General features: G+C 63.8%; 19 protein-coding genes. 9 read left to right on the plus strand and 10 right to left on the minus strand.

Features of this window, described 5'->3' with window-relative positions:
* Positions 1-3: 3 nt before the first annotated feature.
* From KYK29_RS08895 to KYK29_RS08910, 4 genes are all read right to left on the minus strand, one after another.
* Complete coding sequence (locus tag KYK29_RS08895; RefSeq protein WP_254690526.1) at positions 4-294, minus strand: hypothetical protein; 291 nt, start codon at positions 292-294, stop codon at positions 4-6.
* Between the two features lie 12 nt (positions 295-306).
* Entirely contained in the window at positions 307-1,839 is a 1,533-nt protein-coding gene (locus KYK29_RS08900; protein WP_254690527.1) for an acyl-CoA carboxylase subunit beta, read from the minus strand.
* 181 nt (positions 1,840-2,020) lie between these two features.
* Positions 2,021-2,320 (minus strand): XRE family transcriptional regulator, encoded by a 300-nt coding sequence (locus KYK29_RS08905; RefSeq protein WP_254690528.1) that lies wholly within the window; start codon positions 2,318-2,320, stop codon positions 2,021-2,023.
* 41 nt (positions 2,321-2,361) lie between these two features.
* The gene (locus tag KYK29_RS08910) at positions 2,362-3,357 is read right to left on the minus strand and encodes a LysR family transcriptional regulator (protein ID WP_254690529.1); all 996 of its coding nucleotides are present in this window, start codon (positions 3,355-3,357) and stop codon (positions 2,362-2,364) included.
* 71 nt (positions 3,358-3,428) lie between these two features.
* On the opposite strand from KYK29_RS08910, the gene KYK29_RS08915 reads away from it, so the two are divergent.
* The 6 genes from KYK29_RS08915 to KYK29_RS08940 all read left to right on the plus strand — a co-directional run bounded on the left by KYK29_RS08915 (position 3,429) and on the right by KYK29_RS08940 (position 10,707).
* Positions 3,429-4,424, plus strand: a complete 996-nt coding sequence (locus KYK29_RS08915; RefSeq protein WP_254690530.1) for a formylglycine-generating enzyme family protein — start codon at positions 3,429-3,431, stop codon at positions 4,422-4,424.
* A 282-nt stretch (positions 4,425-4,706) separates the two neighbouring features.
* Positions 4,707-5,621 carry a carbohydrate ABC transporter permease gene (locus KYK29_RS08920; RefSeq protein ID WP_254690531.1) on the plus strand — a complete coding sequence of 305 codons (915 nt, stop codon included), beginning with the start codon at positions 4,707-4,709 and terminating at the stop codon, positions 5,619-5,621.
* Complete coding sequence (locus KYK29_RS08925) at positions 5,618-6,502, plus strand: carbohydrate ABC transporter permease (RefSeq protein WP_254690532.1); 885 nt, start codon at positions 5,618-5,620, stop codon at positions 6,500-6,502. The genes KYK29_RS08920 and KYK29_RS08925 overlap by 4 nt, the downstream gene beginning before the upstream one ends.
* A 31-nt stretch (positions 6,503-6,533) precedes the next feature.
* Positions 6,534-7,886, plus strand: a complete 1,353-nt coding sequence (locus KYK29_RS08930) for an ABC transporter substrate-binding protein (RefSeq protein ID WP_254690533.1) — start codon at positions 6,534-6,536, stop codon at positions 7,884-7,886.
* Positions 7,887-8,008: 122 nt separating this feature from the next.
* Entirely contained in the window at positions 8,009-9,613 is a 1,605-nt protein-coding gene (locus KYK29_RS08935) for an arylsulfatase (protein WP_254690534.1), read from the plus strand.
* Between the two features lie 41 nt (positions 9,614-9,654).
* Positions 9,655-10,707, plus strand: a complete 1,053-nt coding sequence (locus KYK29_RS08940; protein WP_254690535.1) for an ABC transporter ATP-binding protein — start codon at positions 9,655-9,657, stop codon at positions 10,705-10,707.
* 47 nt (positions 10,708-10,754) lie between these two features.
* On the opposite strand, the gene KYK29_RS08945 is transcribed toward KYK29_RS08940, so the two are convergent.
* From KYK29_RS08945 to KYK29_RS08965, 5 genes are all read right to left on the minus strand, one after another.
* The gene (locus KYK29_RS08945; protein ID WP_254690536.1) at positions 10,755-11,549 is read right to left on the minus strand and encodes an ABC transporter permease; all 795 of its coding nucleotides are present in this window, start codon (positions 11,547-11,549) and stop codon (positions 10,755-10,757) included.
* A 1-nt stretch (position 11,550) separates the two neighbouring features.
* A complete protein-coding gene (locus KYK29_RS08950; protein ID WP_254690537.1) occupies positions 11,551-12,384 on the minus strand; it encodes an ABC transporter permease in 834 nt (277 codons plus the stop codon).
* Between the two features lie 4 nt (positions 12,385-12,388).
* Positions 12,389-13,423, minus strand: coding sequence for an ABC transporter ATP-binding protein (locus KYK29_RS08955; RefSeq protein WP_254690538.1), 1,035 nt, complete (start codon positions 13,421-13,423; stop codon positions 12,389-12,391).
* 27 nt (positions 13,424-13,450) lie between these two features.
* On the minus strand, positions 13,451-14,467 hold the full coding sequence (locus KYK29_RS08960) for a proline racemase family protein (RefSeq protein WP_254690539.1): 1,017 nt from the start codon (positions 14,465-14,467) through the stop codon (positions 13,451-13,453).
* A 79-nt stretch (positions 14,468-14,546) separates the two neighbouring features.
* Positions 14,547-15,584, minus strand: coding sequence for an ABC transporter substrate-binding protein (locus tag KYK29_RS08965; RefSeq protein ID WP_254690540.1), 1,038 nt, complete (start codon positions 15,582-15,584; stop codon positions 14,547-14,549).
* Positions 15,585-15,706: 122 nt separating this feature from the next.
* On the opposite strand from KYK29_RS08965, the gene KYK29_RS08970 reads away from it, so the two are divergent.
* A complete protein-coding gene (locus KYK29_RS08970; protein WP_254690541.1) occupies positions 15,707-16,642 on the plus strand; it encodes a LysR substrate-binding domain-containing protein in 936 nt (311 codons plus the stop codon).
* On the opposite strand, the gene KYK29_RS08975 is transcribed toward KYK29_RS08970, so the two are convergent.
* Positions 16,605-17,522: a LysR substrate-binding domain-containing protein gene (locus tag KYK29_RS08975; RefSeq protein WP_254690542.1), complete on the minus strand. Its 918-nt coding sequence runs from the start codon at positions 17,520-17,522 to the stop codon at positions 16,605-16,607. The two genes, KYK29_RS08970 and KYK29_RS08975, sit on opposite strands and share 38 nt — an antisense overlap.
* A 266-nt stretch (positions 17,523-17,788) precedes the next feature.
* Here KYK29_RS08975 and KYK29_RS08980 point away from each other — a divergent pair, with 266 nt between their 5' ends.
* Entirely contained in the window at positions 17,789-18,649 is an 861-nt protein-coding gene (locus KYK29_RS08980) for a transporter substrate-binding domain-containing protein (protein ID WP_254690543.1), read from the plus strand.
* Positions 18,650-18,712: 63 nt separating this feature from the next.
* Entirely contained in the window at positions 18,713-19,813 is a 1,101-nt protein-coding gene (locus tag KYK29_RS08985) for an NAD(P)/FAD-dependent oxidoreductase (protein ID WP_254690544.1), read from the plus strand.
* Positions 19,814-19,862: the final 49 nt, after the last annotated feature.

Genomic DNA, 19,862 nt, shown 5'->3' on the forward strand with positions numbered 1-19,862 from the left:
CTTTCAATCTCTGTATTTCTTTTCATAGGGCAGCAGGAGAATGGCCGAGGCCGCCGCCGCGCCGCCGAAGAGCCCGGCAAAGGACACGACCAGCAGCAGCACCGGCAGGACGGGATTGGCGGCACGCGCCACGCGCGTACCGACGCCGCCGACATCGAGCCAGATGAGCGCAATGGCGACCAACGTCCCGATCAGCATGCCGATCGCCGCATTCAACGCCATGAAGCGCAGCATGCGCCAATGATCCTTTCGCGCCTCTTCGGGCGTCAATTCCGGCTTGTTCGTTCTTCTCATGGCGGTTCGCCCCTAAAGCGGCATAGTGTCGTGCTTCCTCCAGCGCACATCCACCTGCTTGTTGCGCAACGAGGCGAAAGCGCGGGCGATGCGGCGGCGCGAGGAATGCGGCATGATCACCTCGTCGATGAAGCCGCGCTCGGCCGCCACGAAGGGATTGGCGAAGCGCTCCTCGTATTCCTTCGTGCGCGCCGCGATCTTCTCCGGATCGTCGAGTTCGGAGCGATAGAGGATTTCCGCTGCGCCCTTCGCGCCCATCACGGCGATCTCGGCGGTCGGCCAGGCATAGTTGATGTCCGCGCCGATATGCTTGGAGGCCATGACGTCGTATGCGCCGCCATAGGCCTTGCGGGTGATCAGCGTCACCATCGGCACGGTGGCCTGGCTGTAGGCGAAAAGCAGCTTCGCGCCATGCTTGATGACACCGCCATATTCCTGGCCGGTGCCGGGCAGAAAGCCGGGCACATCGACGAGGGTCAGCAGCGGGATGGAAAAAGCATCGCAGAAACGCACGAAACGCGCGGCCTTCCGCGAGGAATCGATGTCGAGGCAGCCGGCCAGCACCATCGGCTGATTGGCGACGACACCGATGGTCTCACCCTCAACGCGGATGAAACCGGTGACGATGTTGCGCGCAAAACTCTCCTGAAGCTCAAAGAAATCGCCCTCGTCGGCAATCGCCGCGATCAGCTCCTTCATGTCGTAGGGCTTGGTGGAACTGTCGGGGATCAGCGTGTCCAGCCGCTCCTCGATGCGCGCCGGATCGTCATGGAAGGGACGGGAGGGTGGCTTCTGGCGGTTGTTGAGCGGCAGGAAATCGAACAGCAGGCGAATATTCTCCAGCGCCTCGACATCGTTTTCAAAGGCGCCGTCGGCGACGGAGGAGCGGGTGGTATGCGTGCGCGCGCCGCCCAGTTCTTCCGCCGTGACGATTTCATTGGTCACGGTCTTTACCACGTCCGGCCCGGTGACGAACATGTAGGAACTGTCGCGCACCATGAAGATGAAATCGGTCATGGCCGGCGAATAGACCGCCCCGCCGGCGCAGGGGCCCATGATGACGGAAATCTGCGGCACGACGCCGGAGGCCTCGGCATTGCGCCGGAACACCTCCGCATAGCCCGCAAGCGAATCCACGCCCTCCTGGATGCGCGCGCCGCCCGAATCGTTGAGCCCGATCACCGGCGCGCCGTTGCGCACGGCCATATCCATGATCTTGCAGATCTTCTTTGCATGGGTTTCCGACAGGGAACCGCCCAGCACAGTGAAATCCTGGCTGAAGACATAGACCTGACGACCGTTGATGGTGCCCCATCCGGTGACGACGCCGTCGCCCGCCACCTTCTGCCCGGCCATGCCGAACTCGGTGCAGCGATGGGTGACATACATGTCGTATTCCTCGAAGGACCCTTCGTCGAGCAGCACGTCGAGACGCTCGCGCGCCGTCAGCTTGCCCTTGCCGTGCTGGATGGAGATGCGCCGCTCTCCGCCGCCAAGCCGCGCCTCGGCGCGCCGGGATTCCAGTTCGTCCAAAATCGTCTGCATGAGACCCCCTGCTCGCCGCCTTCCCTTCCTAGCGCCTGAGGAACGCGGTGAAAATCATTGAACGGCAAAATTGCGAAAAGCCGGGCCGCCACCCGGCCATCCCGACCCGGCTCCGGTGACCGCCCGCCATTTACGGATGTTTGCCGGACCCCTGCCCGAAGACCGACGGGGGTCGCCGGGATCAGGGCACCCGGTCGCTGGCGACGATGCCGCCTTCCGCCTCCAGACGGGCGATCCGCCGTGCCTCGGATTCGGTGAATTTCAGCCGAACGCCGATGCCGCCGCCGTTCTCCGGCAGGAACACCGCCCCGAGCGCTTCAAGCGCCGCCTCCAGCGCCGCGATGGCATCGGCTTCGGGCAGTTGCAGCTTGCGCTCGAACTGTTCGATCACCGTTTCATCGACGCCCGATCGGGTGGCGAGCTTGGCGCGGGTGACTTCCACCAGCGCACGTCCTGCGCGGCATTGGGAACCGGTTATCATATCGCTTTCCTTTCGCGGGATGGACGACGCCTCGGCAATCTTCAGGAATCAAACCGTGACGTCAATATGCCGGCAGCCTGTAGGAGCGGGTCCGCAGGCGATGCATCGATCTTGGATATCAGGCCGATCCGGCTCACATCCTCCACCAGCGCCTGTTTCAGCACTTCGAAGGGCGCCGACGATTCAATGGCCCGATGATAGAGGATGCCGGCATCGAAGCTCCATATTTCACGGGAGATCGGAACCGGGCGGATCCCTATGTCGTGGAAGGTGCCGAACAGCGGAGCGGCGAGACAGGCGAGGAAGTCCCCCGTCCTGACCAGTTCGACCACCGACATCAGGGCGCTGGATTCGACGGCGATACGCGGCGGCCCGACGCCCAGCGCCTTCATGGTCGCCGTCAGCCGCTCGATATTGTCAGTATCCTGCTGGTAGAGCACCCAGGGGAACCGGGACAGATCGTCATTGTCGACCGTCGGGCGGTCGAAGATCGGATGCCCCTGCCGCGCGAAGATCCGGCTTTCGATCGTGGTGATCGGTGTGAAGGAGATGTGATCCGGCAAGGCCTCGATATCGCGCGGACTTGCGGAGACCACCAGGTCGAGGTCACCGGAAAACAGCCTGGGATGAACGATCTTGTTCACCCCGATCTCCAGGTTGATCCGTACCTGCGGGAAGCGCTCGTGCAGGCGAACGATCGCCCGCGGCAGCAGCGTCGCGCCCCAGAAAGGTCCGCCGCCGATGCGCAACTGGCCGCGGTGCCCATGGCGCAACGCTTCCAGCTCCGAGGTCGCGAAGCGGCATTCGGTGTCGATCATCTGCGCATAGCGCAGCAATGTCTGCCCGTAGACGGTCAGCGAAACGCCGCGGGTATGGCGATCGAAAAGCTGGATGCCGCACGCTTCCTCCAGACGGTGGATATTACGCGTCAGCGCCGGCTGGCTGATGCCGAGCCGCTCGGCCGCAGCCGTCACATTGCCGGCCCGCGCCACCGCCAGAAACGAGCGCAACAGGCCAATGTTTCGCAGCAGATCCATAACCAATCCGTATCGATATCTTCAATAACGGAATTATACGACATCGCTATCCCATGGTAAACACGTACCTCATGAAAACAGAATCCGCCCCGTCCCTTTCCTCTCCTGCGATGGTCGAAAGTTGCTGTCGCCTGCCCGAGCGCCAGGAGACCGGTTTCATTCCATCGGAGGATGCCGGCCGGCCGCCGGCAGTATCGCAGGAACCTGTTGACGGCCGCCGCGGCGATATCGCCTGGTTTTCCGGCGGCGTGTCCAGCATCGGCACCGATTCCCCCGTCATTGCCGGCGACGGCGAGGGGCCGCGGCGCCAGATCAGACTCGCGTCCTTCGGGCTGGAAAAGCATGCCGTCAGCAATCGTCGCTTCGCCGCTTTCGTCGCCGAAACGGGCTATCGCACGGAGGCCGAACGCTTCGGCTGGAGCTTTGTCTTTCATCTCTTCGTGCGCGACGGAACGATGACGGCGCAACCCGTCGGCTTGCCGTGGTGGCATCAGGTCGCAGGCGCATGCTGGAATGCACCGGAAGGCCCCGGGACCGGCCTCGACGGACGCCTCGACCATCCCGTCGTGCATGTTTCCGCAAACGACGCCCGCGCCTTCGCCGATTGGGCCGGCGGCCGCCTGCCGAGCGAGGCGGAATGGGAACATGCGGCCCGGGCCGGCCGCCCGGATGTCCGCTACCCATGGGGCGACGCCGAGCCCGACGACCGGACGATCTGCTGCAATATCTGGCAGGGCCGCTTTCCCCATGAGAACTCCGCCCTCGACGGTTACGTCGGCACGGCGCCGGTGGAAGCGTTCCAGCCCAACCCCGCCGGCCTCTACAACATGAGCGGCAACGTATGGGAATGGACCGCCGACCGCTTCCATATCCCTTCGCCGACGCAGGGCGCGCGGCAGCGCAACGCCGAGGCGCGCGCGTCCGGCGACCGGGTGTTGAAAGGCGGCTCCTATCTCTGCCACATCAGCTATTGCTATCGCTATCGCATCGCCGCCCGCATCGGTCACAGCGCCGACACATCCACGGGCCATATCGGCTTTCGGGTCGCCTATACCGCACTTGGCTGACGCAAGCGCCCACGTCCGGCTTCGCCGACCTAAGCCATACCTTAAATTTATGGCATTCTACAAACTTAGTATTTCTCACTATGGCTGCCGGCGCTAGTATTGACAGAGGTAAAGAACAGCCGCCGGCAAATCTGCCAGATCCAATCACCCAGGAGGAAACATGCTGTCTTCTCGGACAGGCCGGCGACCCGAATTCGCGCCCCGGAAAGGCCGGAAAACGCTAACACGGGACGTCCGCACGACGGCGATCGGGCGCTCGCCTGTCGGCCAAGAGCGTGCCCGATGACCGCCTATCGCCGCCTGTTCGCATTCTCCAATCTCAGCACTTTGCCATTCCTCGTCCTGGTGATCGGTATTGCGGGCTATTCCTGGGTGCAGGTCGTCGTCATGGCCTTTTCCCACCTGCGGATCGAGGCCGGACAGTTCGTCTGGTCGGCCGCCGGCTGGGACAATTTCATCGCCATCATGAACAATCCGCTGGCGCGCTATTCCATTGCCGTCACAGCGGTCTTCGTGGCGGCCACCGTGATCCTCTCGGTCGCTATCGGCATCGGCCTTGCGCTTCTGGTCGAACGCAGCCGGCGGCTGGCCCGGGTCTCGCAGATCATCCTGCTCTGGCCCGCCATCGTCGCCCCGGTCGTGGTGAGCCTCATCTGGCTCCTCATCCTCAGCCCGAACATCGGCGTACTCAACAAGCTGCTTGAAACCCTGTTCCTGCCGTCACAGGACTGGCTGGGCACCGAAATCGGCGCCCTGTTCGCCATCATCCTCGTCGACGTCTGGCACTGGACGCCGGTCACGTTCCTCATGATCTACACCGCGCTTTGCGGGCTGGACGGCGAGGCGATCGAGGCCGCACGCTGCGACGGCGCAAGCGAATGGCAGGTCATCCGCCACATCAAGCTGCCCATGCTGATGCCGGCCATCCTGGGAACGGTGTTCATCCGCGCGGTGATGGGCGTGAAGGCCTTCGATGAAATGTACCTTCTGACAACCGGCGGCCCGAACAATGCGACCACGCTGGTTTCCCTGCATATCCGCGATGTGTTCTTCGATCAGCTGAACTACGGCTACGGCTCCGCCTTCAGCGTGCTGACCGTCGTTCTGCTCTCGCTTGCCATCGCGCTCGTGCTGGCGATCAGAGCGCTTCGCCGCAGCCGTTTCCTCAACCCCATGCGTGAAGCGAATTCGCAATGACCGGTCCGACACCCAATACCGTCCTGCCTGCGGCCCCGCCGGGCCGCGTCCGGCGACGCCGGCTGACAGGGTCGCAGTCGCTGTGCGAGATCGCGCTTGCCGGCGCGCTGGTGATCTTCACCGCGCCGATCCTCTGGATGATCCTGCTGACCTTCCAGACCGACCGCGCCATCATCTCCATGTCGTGGGAGTTCCAGTTCACGGTCCAGAACATCCTGGCGATCCTCTCGCCGGACGAGCCGTTCCGCACGCAGACGCTCAACAGCATCGCCATCGTGGCGGGCACGGTGATCCTCTGCGGCATCGCCTCCACGCTTGCCGGCTACAGCCTGTCGAGGCTGCGCATGAACCGCTGGCTCAAATATCTCGTGGCCGGCTCCTGCGCGATCCTGCCGCTTCTGCCGCCGATGGCGCTCGTGCCGGGCTTTTATGTCACGCTGATCCAGACCGGCCTGCTCGGCAGCCTCACCGGCCTCATCCTGCTCAACACGATCCTGAACCTGCCCTTCGCGACCTTGCTGATGAAAATCGGTTTCGACGAGATCCCGCCGGCGTTGCAGGAAGCCGCCTCCATCGACGGGGCAAGCGACCTGCGCACCTTCACCACGATCATGCTGCCGCTCGTCGCACCGAGCCTGATCACCACATCGCTTATCACCGCGATCATGACCTGGAACGAGTTCCTCATGGGGCTGACGATGACCTCCGGCGGGACGACGTCGCCGCTCTCCGTCGGCATCGCCTCGCTGGTCCAGCCCTATGAGGTGCGCTGGGGACAGCTTGCCGCCATCGGCAGCCTCGCCGTCGTGCCCATCATGATCATCAGCCTCGTGGCCAGCAAACGGATCATCGCCGGCATGACGCGCGGCGCCGTCAAGTAAGTCACATCATCCGATCACAGGGAGGTAAACCATGACCAGACATCCGGACAAACCGCATTTTACCCTGCCGCTCAGCCGGCGCCGGGTTTTGCAAAGCCTCGCCGCAACGGCGGCCGTCGGCCTGACCGGCCTCTCGCGCACGGCAAGCGCGGCGCAGACCGTCGATGAACTGATCGTCCTCACCGGGACGACGCCATGGTTGCCGGCCTATCAGAAAGCGGCCGCCGCCTACGAGAAGGAACGCGGCGTGAAGATCACCTTCCGCCCGTTCCCCTATGGCGGCATGCGCACGCAGATGACCAACGCGATCCAGAGCCGCAATGCGGCCTTCGACGTGTTCCAGCTCGACGAACCGTGGACCGGACAATTCTACGACAACGGCTGGGTGAAGCCGCTTGACGAGATCATCCCCGGTTACACGCCCGACCCGGCGATCATCACCTACGACGACCTGCCGCTTTGGAACAGCGCCGAACGACAGGGCGGACCGGGCGGCCGCGTCATGGGCCTGCCGATGAACGGCAACGTCGACCTTCTCGTCTATCGCAAGGATATCTACGAGAAGCTCGGACTGACGCCGCCGCGCACCTGGGACGAGGCGATCGACAACGGCCGCAAGGCGGTCGACGCCGGCGAAGTCCGCTACGGCTACGTGACCCGCGGGCAGCCGACCACCGGCGGCCAGTCGGTAAGTTTCGAATTCATGCATGTCCTCTTCAGCTACGGCGCCGACTGGTTTGCGTCCGAAAACGGTCGTCTCGTACCGACGATCAACAGCGAGTCCGCGCAAGCGGCGGCGGAAACCTTCCGCCGGCTGCTGGAACTCGGTCCATCGCGCCCGCAGACCGTCGGCCAGGCCGACTGCATCGCGCTGATGCAGAACGGCCAGGCGTTGCAGGGCCATTTCGTCGCCGCCGGAATGCCGCAGCTCGAAGACGAATCACGCTCCTCCGTCGTCGGGAAATGCGGCTACAGCGTCGTGCCGGCGGGCTCGCTCGGCAAGCCGGTGCCGACGAGCGGGGTCTGGTCGCTTTGCGTGCCGAACGATCTCGCGCCGGAGCGCCAGAGTGCTGCCGCCGACTTCATCGTCTGGATGCTGGGAAAACAGCAGCAGGCCGTCTTCGCCGAGGCCGGCGGCATTCCCACGCGCAACGACATCGACCTTTCCGGGACCGGCGCCATCGCGCCGATTCTGGAGGCGGTGCAGGAGTCCGCGCCACACGCCCATCGGGCGATCCGCTACGTCTTCGCCGCGCAGATGCTGGAGGCCGTCGAGCCGGTGATCGGCCAGATCGGCGCGGGTGAAATCCCCGTCGACCAGGGCCTGAATACACTCCAGGACAAACTCGCCGAAATCGCCAGCGCCGCCGGCTTCAGCGAGTAGCGGGCGACAACCGCCATGCCGGAGCCCGCCGCCCGTGCCGGTGGCGGGCCCGGTGAAGCCATGCCGTCATTCAAGCATCGGGGCTGCGGCCCCTACCCAGTGAACGAGTGAGAACATCCTTGATGAAAAGTCGTCCGAACATCGTCCTCATCCTTGCCGATGACATGGGGTTTTCCGACCTGGGAGCCTACGGCGGCGAGATAGCCACGCCCAATCTCGACGCCCTCGCCCGTGCCGGCACGCGCTTTTCCCATTTCTACAACACCGCGCGTTGCAGCCCGTCACGCGCCTCGCTGCTGACCGGCCTCCACCCCCATCAGACGGGAATCGGCATCCTCACCAACAATGACGCGCCGCGCGGCTATCCCGGTAATCTCAATCAACGCTGCGCAACCCTCGGGGAAACGTTGAAGGCGGCCGGCTATGCGACCTGCCTTTCCGGCAAATGGCATCTTGCCACCGAGATGCACGTTCCCAACGACACCTGGCCGACACGGCGCGGTTTCGAGCGCTTCTTCGGCACGCTGACCGGCTGCGGCAGCTTCTACGCACCCGGAACGCTGACCCGCGGCGAAAGCGACGCATCGCACGAATTCGAGGACCCCACCTTCTTCTACACCGACGCGATCGCCAGCCACGGCGAGGAGTTCGTGCGCGAGAAGGCGGCGGCGGGAGACCCCTTCTTCCTCTATGCCGCCTTCACCGCGCCGCACTGGCCGCTGCACGCCCCGGAAGAAGACGTCGCCCGTTACGAGGGCCGCTTCGACGCCGGCTGGGACCGGTTGCGCGAGGAACGCATGCAGCGGCTCATCGAGGAAGGCATTCTGCCTGCCGGCACCCGGCTCAGCGAGCGCGACCCGACCCAGCCCGCCTGGGACGAGGCCGACGAAAAGGCATGGGAGGTCAGCCGCATGCAGGCCTATGCCGCGCAGATCGAGCGGATGGACCGGGGCATCGGCAAGATCGTCGAGGCGCTGAAGGCCGGCGGCGTGTTCGAAAACACCATCATCCTGTTTCTCTCCGACAATGGCGCTTCGCCCGAAACGCTGCCGCAATTCGAACTGGAACGTTTCATCGAGCGCACCGACATCCTGCCCCGGGCGACGCGCGATGGCCGCGCGATGCGGATCGGCAATACGCCCGACATCGTGCCCGGCGGCGAGGACACCTATGCAAGCTACGGCCGCGCCTGGGCCAATCTCTCCAACACGCCCTTCCGCTACTACAAGCGCTGGGTGCACGAAGGCGGCATCGCCACGCCGCTGATCATCCACTGGCCGGCGGGGGAACTGCCGGCGGGCCGGATCGTCGACCATCCGGCCCAGCTTGTCGATATCGTCCCGACCCTTCTGGAGGCAACCGGCGCGCTCTATCCGCCGCCGGGGCTCGACCGCGATATCGAGCCGCTTGAGGGCCGCAGCCTGATCGCCGCACTGCGGGGCGAAACGATACCCCTCCGGCCCCTTTTCTGGGAGCACACCGGCAACGCCGCGATCCGCTCGGGTGACTGGAAGCTGGTGCGCGAGGAACCAAACGACTGGGAACTCTACGATCTGTCGACGGACCGCACGGAATTGCACGATCTCGCCGCGCAACGGCCGGACATCGTTGCGGCCCTCAAGGCGGAATGGGAGGCATGGGCGGCACGCGTTGGCGTAATTCCGTGGGACGTCACCCTCGACATCTACCGGCAGCGCGGCCTGGAACCGGTGCAGGCGGCCGGCTGAACGGGCGTCGTCCCATCCGTACAAACAACAGGAAAACAGCAATGGCTTCGGTCGAGATCCGTGACGTCAAGAAATCCTACGCTTCCTTGCCGGTCATACATGGCGTTTCCTTCGATATCCGGGACGGCGAATTCGTCAGTCTCGTCGGGCCGTCCGGCTGTGGCAAATCCACGCTTCTGCGCATGCTGGCCGGGCTGGAGGAGATCAGCGACGGCGCCATCCGCATCGGCGGGACCGTCGTCAACGATGTTCCGCCGAAAGACCGCGACATCGCCATGGTGTTCCAGAACTATGCACTCTATCCGCATATGACGGTCGCCGAGAACATGGCCTTCTCGCTGAAGCTGAAAAAGGCCGGTCGTGAGGAAATCGGCGACAAGGTCGGGCGCGCCGCACGGATCCTCAATCTCGAAAAGCTGCTCGACCGTTATCCACGGCAGCTTTCCGGCGGCCAGCGCCAGCGCGTGGCCATGGGCCGCGCCATCGTGCGCGATCCGGAGGTATTCCTGTTCGACGAGCCGCTCTCCAATCTCGACGCCAAACTGCGCGTCTCGATGCGTGCCGAGAGCAAGGCGTTGCAGAAGCGGCTGGGCACCACGACGGTCTATGTCACACACGACCAGGTCGAGGCCATGACCATGGCCGACCGCATCGTCGTCATGCGCAACGGCGTGATCGAGCAGATCGGCGCACCGCTCGAACTCTACGACCGGCCGGCCAATCTCTTCGTCGCCGGTTTCATCGGTTCCCCGGCCATGAACATTCTCGAAGGACGGGCCGAGGCCGGCGGCATACGGATCGGCGATCTGCTCCTGCCGGCGGAAATGGCAACGCAGACGCTCTCAGGCAAGTCCGTGCTTTACGGCATCAGGCCGGAACATGTGGCTATCGACGACAGTGGCGCTCCGGCCGAGGTGATCGTCACCGAACCCACCGGGTCGGAAACCCAGCTCGTGGTCCGAATGGCCGGACAGGAACTGACCTGCGCCTTCCGCGAGCGCATCGCCGCCATGCCCGGCGACATCATCCGGCTTGTCTTCGATGGCCGCCAGGCGCATCTTTTCGACAAGGAAAGCGGCACGCGGCTTCCGTGAAAGCGGGATCGGAAAGGCCCTGACGCAAGATCTGCGGCCGTCGCCATCTACCTGCCTCCCCTGTCCGAGAAGAAATCGAGGCCGACGACAAGATCGATGACGACCACGGCGATGACCGCCGCGACGATCGTCGCGGCGGAAACGGCGGCGATGGTCGGATCGATCGAATATTCGACATAGGTGAAGAGCAGCACGGGGATCGTATTGATCTCGCTGGTCGTGTTGAAGATGGACAGTTCGACGTTGATGAAGGACGTGATGAAGGCGAACAGGCTTCCCGACAACAGGCCGGGGCGGATTTGCGGCAGCGTCACATAGCGGAAGGTCGCCAAGCCGCTCGCCCCCAGATCGCAGGAGGCGTCCTCGAGCGTTTTCTGGTCGGCGGAAAGAAGCGGCAGGACCGTCCGCAACACATAGGGCGTGACGATCACCACATGGCCGACGAGCAGCGCCGTGAAATTCCGCGTCAGGCCGATCATGCTGCCGAATTGCAGCAATGCCGCCCCGAGCACGAGATGAGGTAGCACCAGCGACGACAGGAGCAGCGACGAAAGGAAAGCCCGGCCGGGGAATTCGTAACGCGCGATGGCCAGCGCGGCCGGCACCGCGAGCAGGACGGCGATCACGGTCGCCCATAAGGCCAGCCATGCGCTCGTCGCGAAGGCCGAGAGATAGGCGCTGTTCGTCAGGACCACCTCGTACCAGTCGAACGTCAGGCCGCGTGGCGGGAAGGTCAGGAAGCTGGTCGTGGTAAGCGAAGCGCCGATAATGACGATCAGCGGCAGGGCCAGATAGGAAAGTATCAGCAGCGCCAGTATGCGCAGGCTCCAGGACGCCATCATTCTATCTCGCTCCCATTCGGCCGACGAGGGACGCCAGCCCGATCATCGCCAGCGTGAAGGCCAGCAGCGTAATCGCAAGCGCCCCGCCGTAGTGGAAATCGAAGACGCTGCTGTATTGCTGGAAGATCAGCATAGGCAGCACGGTGACCTGTCCACCGGACAGCAGCGCCGGCGTCACATAGGCGCTGACGGCCAGCGCGAAGACCAGGATCGCCCCCGATACCGCGCCGGGAATGCTGAGCGGCAGTGTCACATGCCAGAAGGTCGACATCGCCCCGGCACCCAGATCGGCGGACGCCTGCTCGTAGGATACGTCGATCTTCGCAAGAGCGTTGCCGATGGTGAGCACGACGAAGGGCAGCAGAATATAAACGAGGCCGATCAGGATGCCCGTTTCCGTTCCAATGAACCGCACGGGCCGGTCCACCAGCCCGAAATCCACCAGCCAGGAATTGACGAGACCGCGCCGGCCGAGAAGGATCATCCAGCCGAACGACCGCACGATATTGCTGGTGAACAGCGGCAGGATGATCAGAATGACGCAGACGCGGCGCCACAGACGCCACTCCACCATGCGGACCAGATACCACGCCAGCGGATAGCCGAGCACCAGGCAGATGACCGTCGTATAGAGGCCGAGGCGGAAGGTGACTCCAAGGATCGACCAATGATAGCTATCGAACAGCACCCGCGCGTAATGCGTGAAGGTGACATCCCCTTCGCCACTGGTCAGGCTCGCCAGCGCCACCACGGCAAGCGGCACGAGAAAGAAGGCCAGGAAGAAAGCCGTGGGAAGCGCGACAAGGCCTGCGACCACCGCGGGGGCTGATTTCATGTCGTCACCTGTTATCGATGAAGTGAACGGACTGGCGGGGCACCGACAGCCTCACCGGCTGTCCTTCCGAAACGGATGTATCCATGCCGAGGATCCGGACCGTGACCGTCCCCTCGCCGACGCCGACATGGAGGTGCGTCATGCCGCTTATTCCTGCAACGGCCTCGACGGTCCCTTCGAAAACCAGCGCATCTTCGGGACAGGCTGCCGCATCGATCAGCGAAACATGCTCCGGGCGCACCACGGCGATCCGGGCCGCATCGCACGCTTCCACCGCCGGCACCGGCTGCATTTCCCAGTTCCCCGCCGGCCCGGCGGCAAAGAGGTTCGCATCGCCGATAAACTGCGCGACGAAGCGGGTCTGCGGCGCACGATAGATCTCGCCGCCGCATCCGACCTGTTCGATTCTCCCGGCATTCATGACGACGATGCGATCCGACATCGCCATCGCTTCCTCCTGATCATGCGTGACGAAGATGAAGGCGATGCCGATACGTTCCTGGAGCCGCTTGAGCTCGATCTGCATGCGACGACGCAATTGCAGATCGAGCGCGCTCAGCGGCTCGTCGAGAAGCAGCAGCTTCGGACGGTTGACGATCGCGCGCGCCAGAGCGGCCCGCTGCTGCTGGCCGCCCGAAGCTTCGCGAGGGTAATGCTGACCGTGTCCGCCAAGACCCACCATGTCCAGGGCCTCGGCCGCCCGCTCGCGGGCTTCCGTCCGTGACGCCCCCGCGCGCAACGGACCATAGGCGACATTCTGCGCGAAGGTCATGTGCGGGAACAGGGCGTAGTTCTGGAAAACGGTATTGAGGGGCCGCTTGTTGGGAGGAAGCGCCGTCATGTCCCTGCCCTCGATCAGGACCGCGCCCGTATCCGGGCGCAGGAAGCCGGCGACAAGGCGCAACAGCGTGGTCTTGCCGCAACCGCTCGGACCGAGCAGGGAGACGAACTCGCCGGCCTCCACCTCCAGAGAGACTTTCCGCAACGCCGTATAGGCGCCGAAACTCTTGGAAATCCCTCTGATCTCCAGAATACTCATATGGGCTCCGCTCCTTGACACCTGACGTTAAGCGACCAGAAAACCTGACCCCACGGGGTCGTTGCGGTCAATCGTCCAGCGGGCTGTCCCCAGGATGCTTGCCGTTCCCTTCACGGTCGGCCGCACGGCGCGAACGTCGCCGAGACTGGTCTCGCCGATCAGGCATCCCTCGAAGACACCCATGCCGAGGAGCCCTTCGGAAAGGATCGGCTCATGCAGCCGGAGCTCACCTCTCGCCTCATACATGGCCATCATCGCACTGGTTCCGGTCCCTCCGGCCGAACGGGAGATCTGGCCCGCGCTCCAGACATGGACGTTCTTGTATTTTGCCTGCGAATTGTCCGGCTCATGCCAGAACGTCACGAAATTGAAGTTGTCGATATGCGGCTCGACGGGATGCTTCGGCTTGAAGCGTGCGCGCAACTGTTCACGCGCGACCACGCCGAGATGGGACAGCAGGCCGCCGTTTTCCGGCCCGATACGCAGCGACGTGCCCCGCACATCGATCAGCCCGAAGAAATTCCCGCCCCAAACGATATCCGCCTTGAGTTCCCCGACGTCCGGCAGTTCAAGTGGAATATCCTGAGCGGCGACGAAGGCCGGAACGTTTTCGAACCGTGTCCACAACGCCGCTTCCGCATCATGCGCCACCTCCGCGACGACGAGGCCGGCCGTCGTTTCGAAGCGGATCAGGGTCCTGTCGCCCGGCGCGCGCCTGACCAGTCCAAGAGCGACCATCGCCATGGCGATCGCTATCGTCCCGTGTCCGCACATATGCGAATATTGCGTGCCGTCGACATAGATCAGGCCCGCATCGAACTGCGGCCCGGAAGGCGGCGTGAGGAAAACGCCGAACATGTCCTTATGTCCCCGCGGCTCGCGCATGAGCGCGCAGCGCAACCAATCGTAGTTCTCCTCCAGGAACCGGCGTTTTTCCAGAATCGACGATCCCGCGGGATAGGGGATTCCCGAGTGCACGATGCACAACGGGTCCCCATCCGTATGCGTATAGATGACATCGAACACGTCCTGCTGTCGGATCAAGATTCGCTCCTGTGTATGAACAATAATGATGGTGACCGGACGCTGACGCCCGGTCTGGCAACCCGCGGGGCGAACCCGGCTAACGGGCGATTTCGCGGTTCCACAAATCGGTGATCGTCGCGCGCTGGGCATTGATTTCATCCCAGTCGATCTGGACAAGGCTGTCGATGCTGCCCGTCGCGCCCCATGGCATCTTCGCGGCGGTCTCCTCCGAGACCTCGACATCCTTGACCGCCGGGCCAAGGTAGAGCTTGTCGGCCAGGCAGGCGGAAGCTTCCGGCGTCAGGGCGGCATTGACGAGTTTTTCGCCAAGCTCCCGATGCTTCGATCCCTTGACGAGATGAATACGGCCGTCATTCGCCCAGAAACCTTCCCTGGGCGCGAGGAAGGCGATCGGCAGCCCCTTGTCGGCGAGGTCCCAGGCGGAAACGTTGAAATTCGCACCGATCACCGCTTCGCCGCTCTGGAAGGCGTTGCTCGCCGTGCCGGACGTATCGAAATACATCGACGCCTTCAGGTCCTTGAGCCTGGCGAAGGTCGCATCGAGATCGCTCTTGCCGTTCCAGATGCGGTCGAGAAACAGGATGAACGGGATACCGGCCGCATTTGCCGGCGCGGGAATGATGATCTCGTTTGCATAACGCTCGTCCCAGAGGTCGTTCCAGGATTGCGGCGGTTCGTCGACAAGTTCGGTATTATAGACGATGCCGAGCGAGTAGAAGCCGACGCTGGCGGCGAAATGCTTGCCGTCCTTTTCGGCGACCGCCTGCGGCAGGAGATTCGCAAGATTGGGGACCCGCGCGGGATCCAGCGTCTCGACGACGCCTTCCTCATAGGCCATCTCGCTGATGCCCCCGTCCATCCACGCGACATCGATGACCGGGGCGGCCCGCTGCTGCTGAAGCTTGGCGAAGGACGTGGTGGAATTTCCAAGCTCCAGACGATAGGCTACGCCGTTTTCCTCGGCAAAGGGCTTGATCACGCATTCGTCGAACGCCTCGCCCCAGTTGGCGCCCGGCACCGCGATGGTCATCGTCTCCTCTGCACGGGATGTTCCCACGACGATCATGCTTGCGCAGCTTGCCGCAAGCAGAAGAACACTCAGCCTGTATCGCATTTTTATCCTCCATTGCTCCCGAACCGAAAATGCGTTTTCACGCCCCGGCTGCCAAGCGCCAATATTTCCCCCTTGCATGAATTTGATTCATGCCTGATCTTCTACTCGAAAGAGAGGGATCCATGGCGCGCCCGTTCGGCAACACCATCACGCGTTCCATGCTGTCGAGCTTCGTGATCTTCGAAGCGGCGGCGCGGCTCGGCAATTTCTCGCGGGCCGCCGAAGAGCTGAACCTGACGCAATCGGCCGTCAGCCATGCGATCCGCAAGATGGAAGACCAGCTGGGAGCAAAACTCTTCTATCGCGGACACCACAATCTGAGCCTCACGCCGGAAGGTGACCAGCTCATGCGCTGCGCCGAACAGTGCATCCTGCTCACCGAGGGGGCCGTCACGGCGATTTCCGGCCGGCGGAAATCGCAGAAGGATGCGCTGCTGGTCGCCGTCTCGACCTCCATGGCGCGCTACTGGCTGCTGCCGCGCCTTCCCGAGATCATCGCGGCCATTCCGCAGTTGCGGCTCTGGATCCACACCGTCGACCGGGACGTGGATCTCCATGCGGAGGGGATCGACCTCAACATCGTCTTCGGCGCGCACAAATATCCCGATTACGACCAGTTCATCCTCTGGCCGGAAAAGGTTCTGCCGGTTTGCAGCCCCGAATTCCTGCGCGAGCACGGCCCCTTCGCCACCCTTGAGGACCTCCTCAAGGTCACCCTCATTCACTACGAGGAGCGCGTCCGCCCGCGGATGAACTGGCAGGGATGGTTTACGGCCAACGGCATCGACCATGTGGTCACCCATGACGAGGTGCGCTTCGCCGACTATGCCCTCGTCCTGGAGGCCGCGATGGCCGGCAAGGGCATCGCCCTCGGCTGGCGCCCGATCGTCGACGATCTCCTTGCGACGCGGCGGCTCGCCATCGCACGCCCGGAGACGGCGTCCGGTCACCAGCAATTTACCCTGATCGCCCCCAGGGGGTCCTTCGCTCGCGAACCGTTCCTGAGCTTCCTGCAATGGATCAGGAATGCCGATACGACGCCGCCGGATCATTTCTGAAGGTCTCTTCCAGAAATTCCCGCAGCCCGCGCTCGAAGGTTTCCTGAAGCAGCGAGGGGACATGCGTTCTGCTGCGTGTGAGATAAACGTGGCAGGGGACGTAGGGCTTGAACGGCCGTATCGCCAGTTTTCCGCGCCATCGCTCGGCGGCGAACGGATCGACCACCGAGAGCCCCAGTCCTTCTGCCACCAGAGCACAGGCGGAATCGCTGAAGTGCGCCTCGAAACGAGGCTCCACGTGCACGCCGGCATCTTCGAAGCTGCGCTCGACGGCCTGGCGGGAACCATCCTCCCGCCCGAGGGCGATGAAGGTCTCGTCACGAAGATCCGCCGCATCGATCACGTCGGCTGACGCCAGCGGATGATCGAGCGGCAGGACGCATATCGACGCCGTTTCGAAGATCAGGTCGCAGGTCGTTGCCGGATCGATCGCCGGCATCGTCATGAGGCCGATATCCAGCTGCTTGCTCGCCACCAGCTCCGCAATGCGCATCGACGCCTCCGGCAGGAAGGTGAGGTGCAACTTCGGATGCCGCCTGGCGAAGCCGCCGATGAACCGCGGCAGGACGATGCTCGACAACGCCGGATAGGCGCCGATGACGAGACGCCCGGCCTCCAGTTGCTGGATATCCGCCGCAAGCCGCCGCAGCCGGGCCATTCCCTTCACGACATGGCCGGCTTCCTCGTGCAGGAGATGGGCTTCGGCCGTCGGAATGATCCGCCCGCCCTGGCGAATGAAGAGCTGGATCTTCAGCGAATGTTCGAGATTGGCGATATGGGCGCTGACGGAGGGTTGCGAGATGTTCAGGAGATGGGCGGCTCCGACGACCGTACCGGCCTCCATGACGGCGCGAAACGCCTGCAACTGCCTGTAGTTCACCGCCTTATCCCATACGTTTGACTATAGGGAAAAACTATCAGCTACGAATTTTTTCATATTTGTCAATACGAGGGAATTCGGCTTCTATGCCGGGGCAGGCGAGGGATTTTTCCCGAACCAGGCTCGCGGCCGGCCACCGCAATACAAAAAGCGCAACCCGCATACGGGCGCAGGAACCACGACAATCGCTCCGATACGATCGGGCGAAGGCTGGGAGGCCTCCGCCGCTCCTGCGGGGCATTCAAGAACAAGCCAGAGGGAACGTCATGAAGATCGCACGCTGGGCAGGTGTCGCTGCCTGCATACTGACCCTGTTTTCCGGCCCCGCGCAGGCGGACGATGCCGCACAATGGTCGAAAATCCGCATCGCCACCGAGGGCGCCTACGCTCCCTGGAACTTCACCTCCGCCGACGGCCAGCTGGTGGGTTACGAACTCGACCTCGTCGCGGAGCTTTGTCGCCGGATGGAGTCCGAATGCGAGATCGTCGCGCAGGACTGGGACGGCATGCTGCCCGCGCTCAACGCCGGCAAGTTCGACGCCATCATCGCCTCGATGGGGGTCACCGCGGAACGCGAGAAGGTCGCGGCCTTTTCCGAAGCCTATGCGAAAGCGCCCAATACATTCATGGCGATGAAGGACAATCCGCTCGCCGCGGAACTCGGCGAGCGCATCGACTACAATCTGCGCAAGGATCCGGACGGCGCCGCACGGGCGATCGAGACGATGGCGCCGGTGCTCAAGGGCAAGGTTCTGGGCGTGCAGGGCTCGTCGACGGCGGCGATCTTCGCCAATGCGATGCTCAAGGATCTCGTCGAGATCCGCGAATACAAGACGACGGATCAGCACAATCTCGATCTCGTCGCCGGCCGCGTCGATCTCGTGCTGGGCAATATCACCATGCTGCGCGCCTCCATGGAGCAGCCGGAACTTGCCGGGGCCACGATCGCCGGTCCAACCTTCGTCGAGGGCGTTCTGGGCAGCGGCACGGCCAATGTCGCCATGCGCAAGGATGACGCAGCACTCAAGGAACGCTTCGACAAGGCCATCCAGTCGGTCAATGCCGACGGCTTCAACCGTCAGCTGATGGAAAAATGGTTCGGCGTCGATATCACGCCCCGGGACTGAGCATCCGAAGAGCGGCGGCCTGGCGCCGCCGCTGCTTCCGGAACCATCGGAAAAGTTTATAGCATGACCCAATTCATCGTTCTGGGTGCCGGCATCATCGGCACGTCAATCGCCTATCGGCTGGCCGAGGCCGGCCATGCGGTAACCCTCATCGAGCGCCGGCATCCCGGGGCCGGCACGAGCGGCGCCAGCTTCGCCTGGACCAACTCCAACGAGAAAACGCCGCATCATTATCATCACATCAACGTGCTCGGCATGCGCGCCCATCGCTCGCTCGAAAACGAATTCGGCGCACGGCCATGGTATCACGGCGGCGGCGCGCTCGAATGGAAGAGCGATCCGGCGGAGGCGGCCGAACTGGCCGGCCGGGTCGAACGTCTTCAAGGCTGGAACTATCCGGCGGAATGGATTTCACCCGCCGATCTCCACAAGCTGGAACCCGCGCTGGCGGAAAACGCCTCGGGCGGCGCGCAAATCGCCTATTTTCCCGACGAGGGCTGGGTCGACCCGACGGTCTATATCGAGTTCTTCCTCCGGAAGGCGCGCGCATTGGGCGTCGTGCTGCGGCGGGAGACCGTCAACGGGATCGTGCTGCGCGGCGCTTCCGTCACCGGTGTGCGGACCGCCTCCGGCGGGACGATCGAGGGCGACGTGGTGGTCAACTGCACGGGACGCTGGGCAAACGATCTCGGTCAGGAAGCACGCCTGTCATTTCCGCTCGCCCCGACGCTGGGCCTTCTCGTGACGACGATGCCCGCCGCATCGGGCATCCGGCGCGTCATCCGCACCTCCGGGGTCAACTTCCGGCCGGATGGCGCGGGGCGCATCATGCTCCAGAGCGAGCACGACGAGGCGAGATTCACGCTGGAAAGCACGCGCGAGGACACTCTGCCGGCGGCTGAGGCGATGATCGCACGCGCCGCGCGCCTCTATCCCGATCTCGCCGATACGGCTCCCGAAGCCATGCGCCTGTCCTTGCGCGCCATTCCGGGCGACGGCGTGTCGGCCGTGGGCCCGCTGCCCGGTATCGACGGTTATTATGCCGCGGTCACGCATAGCGGCGTTACCCTGGCCCCGTGGCTCGGGCGGGTGGTGGCCGCGGAGCTTACCGGCGGAAGGACCGAAGAGACCCTCAAGGCGTTCCGGCCGGCCCGGTTTTTCTGACCCGTCATTCCGTTTCGATGGTCCACGATCATCCACCAGAAGAGACCGC

The sequence above is a fragment of the Shinella daejeonensis genome (assembly GCF_024281235.1).
In the GTDB taxonomy this organism is placed as follows: Bacteria; Pseudomonadota; Alphaproteobacteria; order Rhizobiales; family Rhizobiaceae; genus Shinella; species Shinella daejeonensis.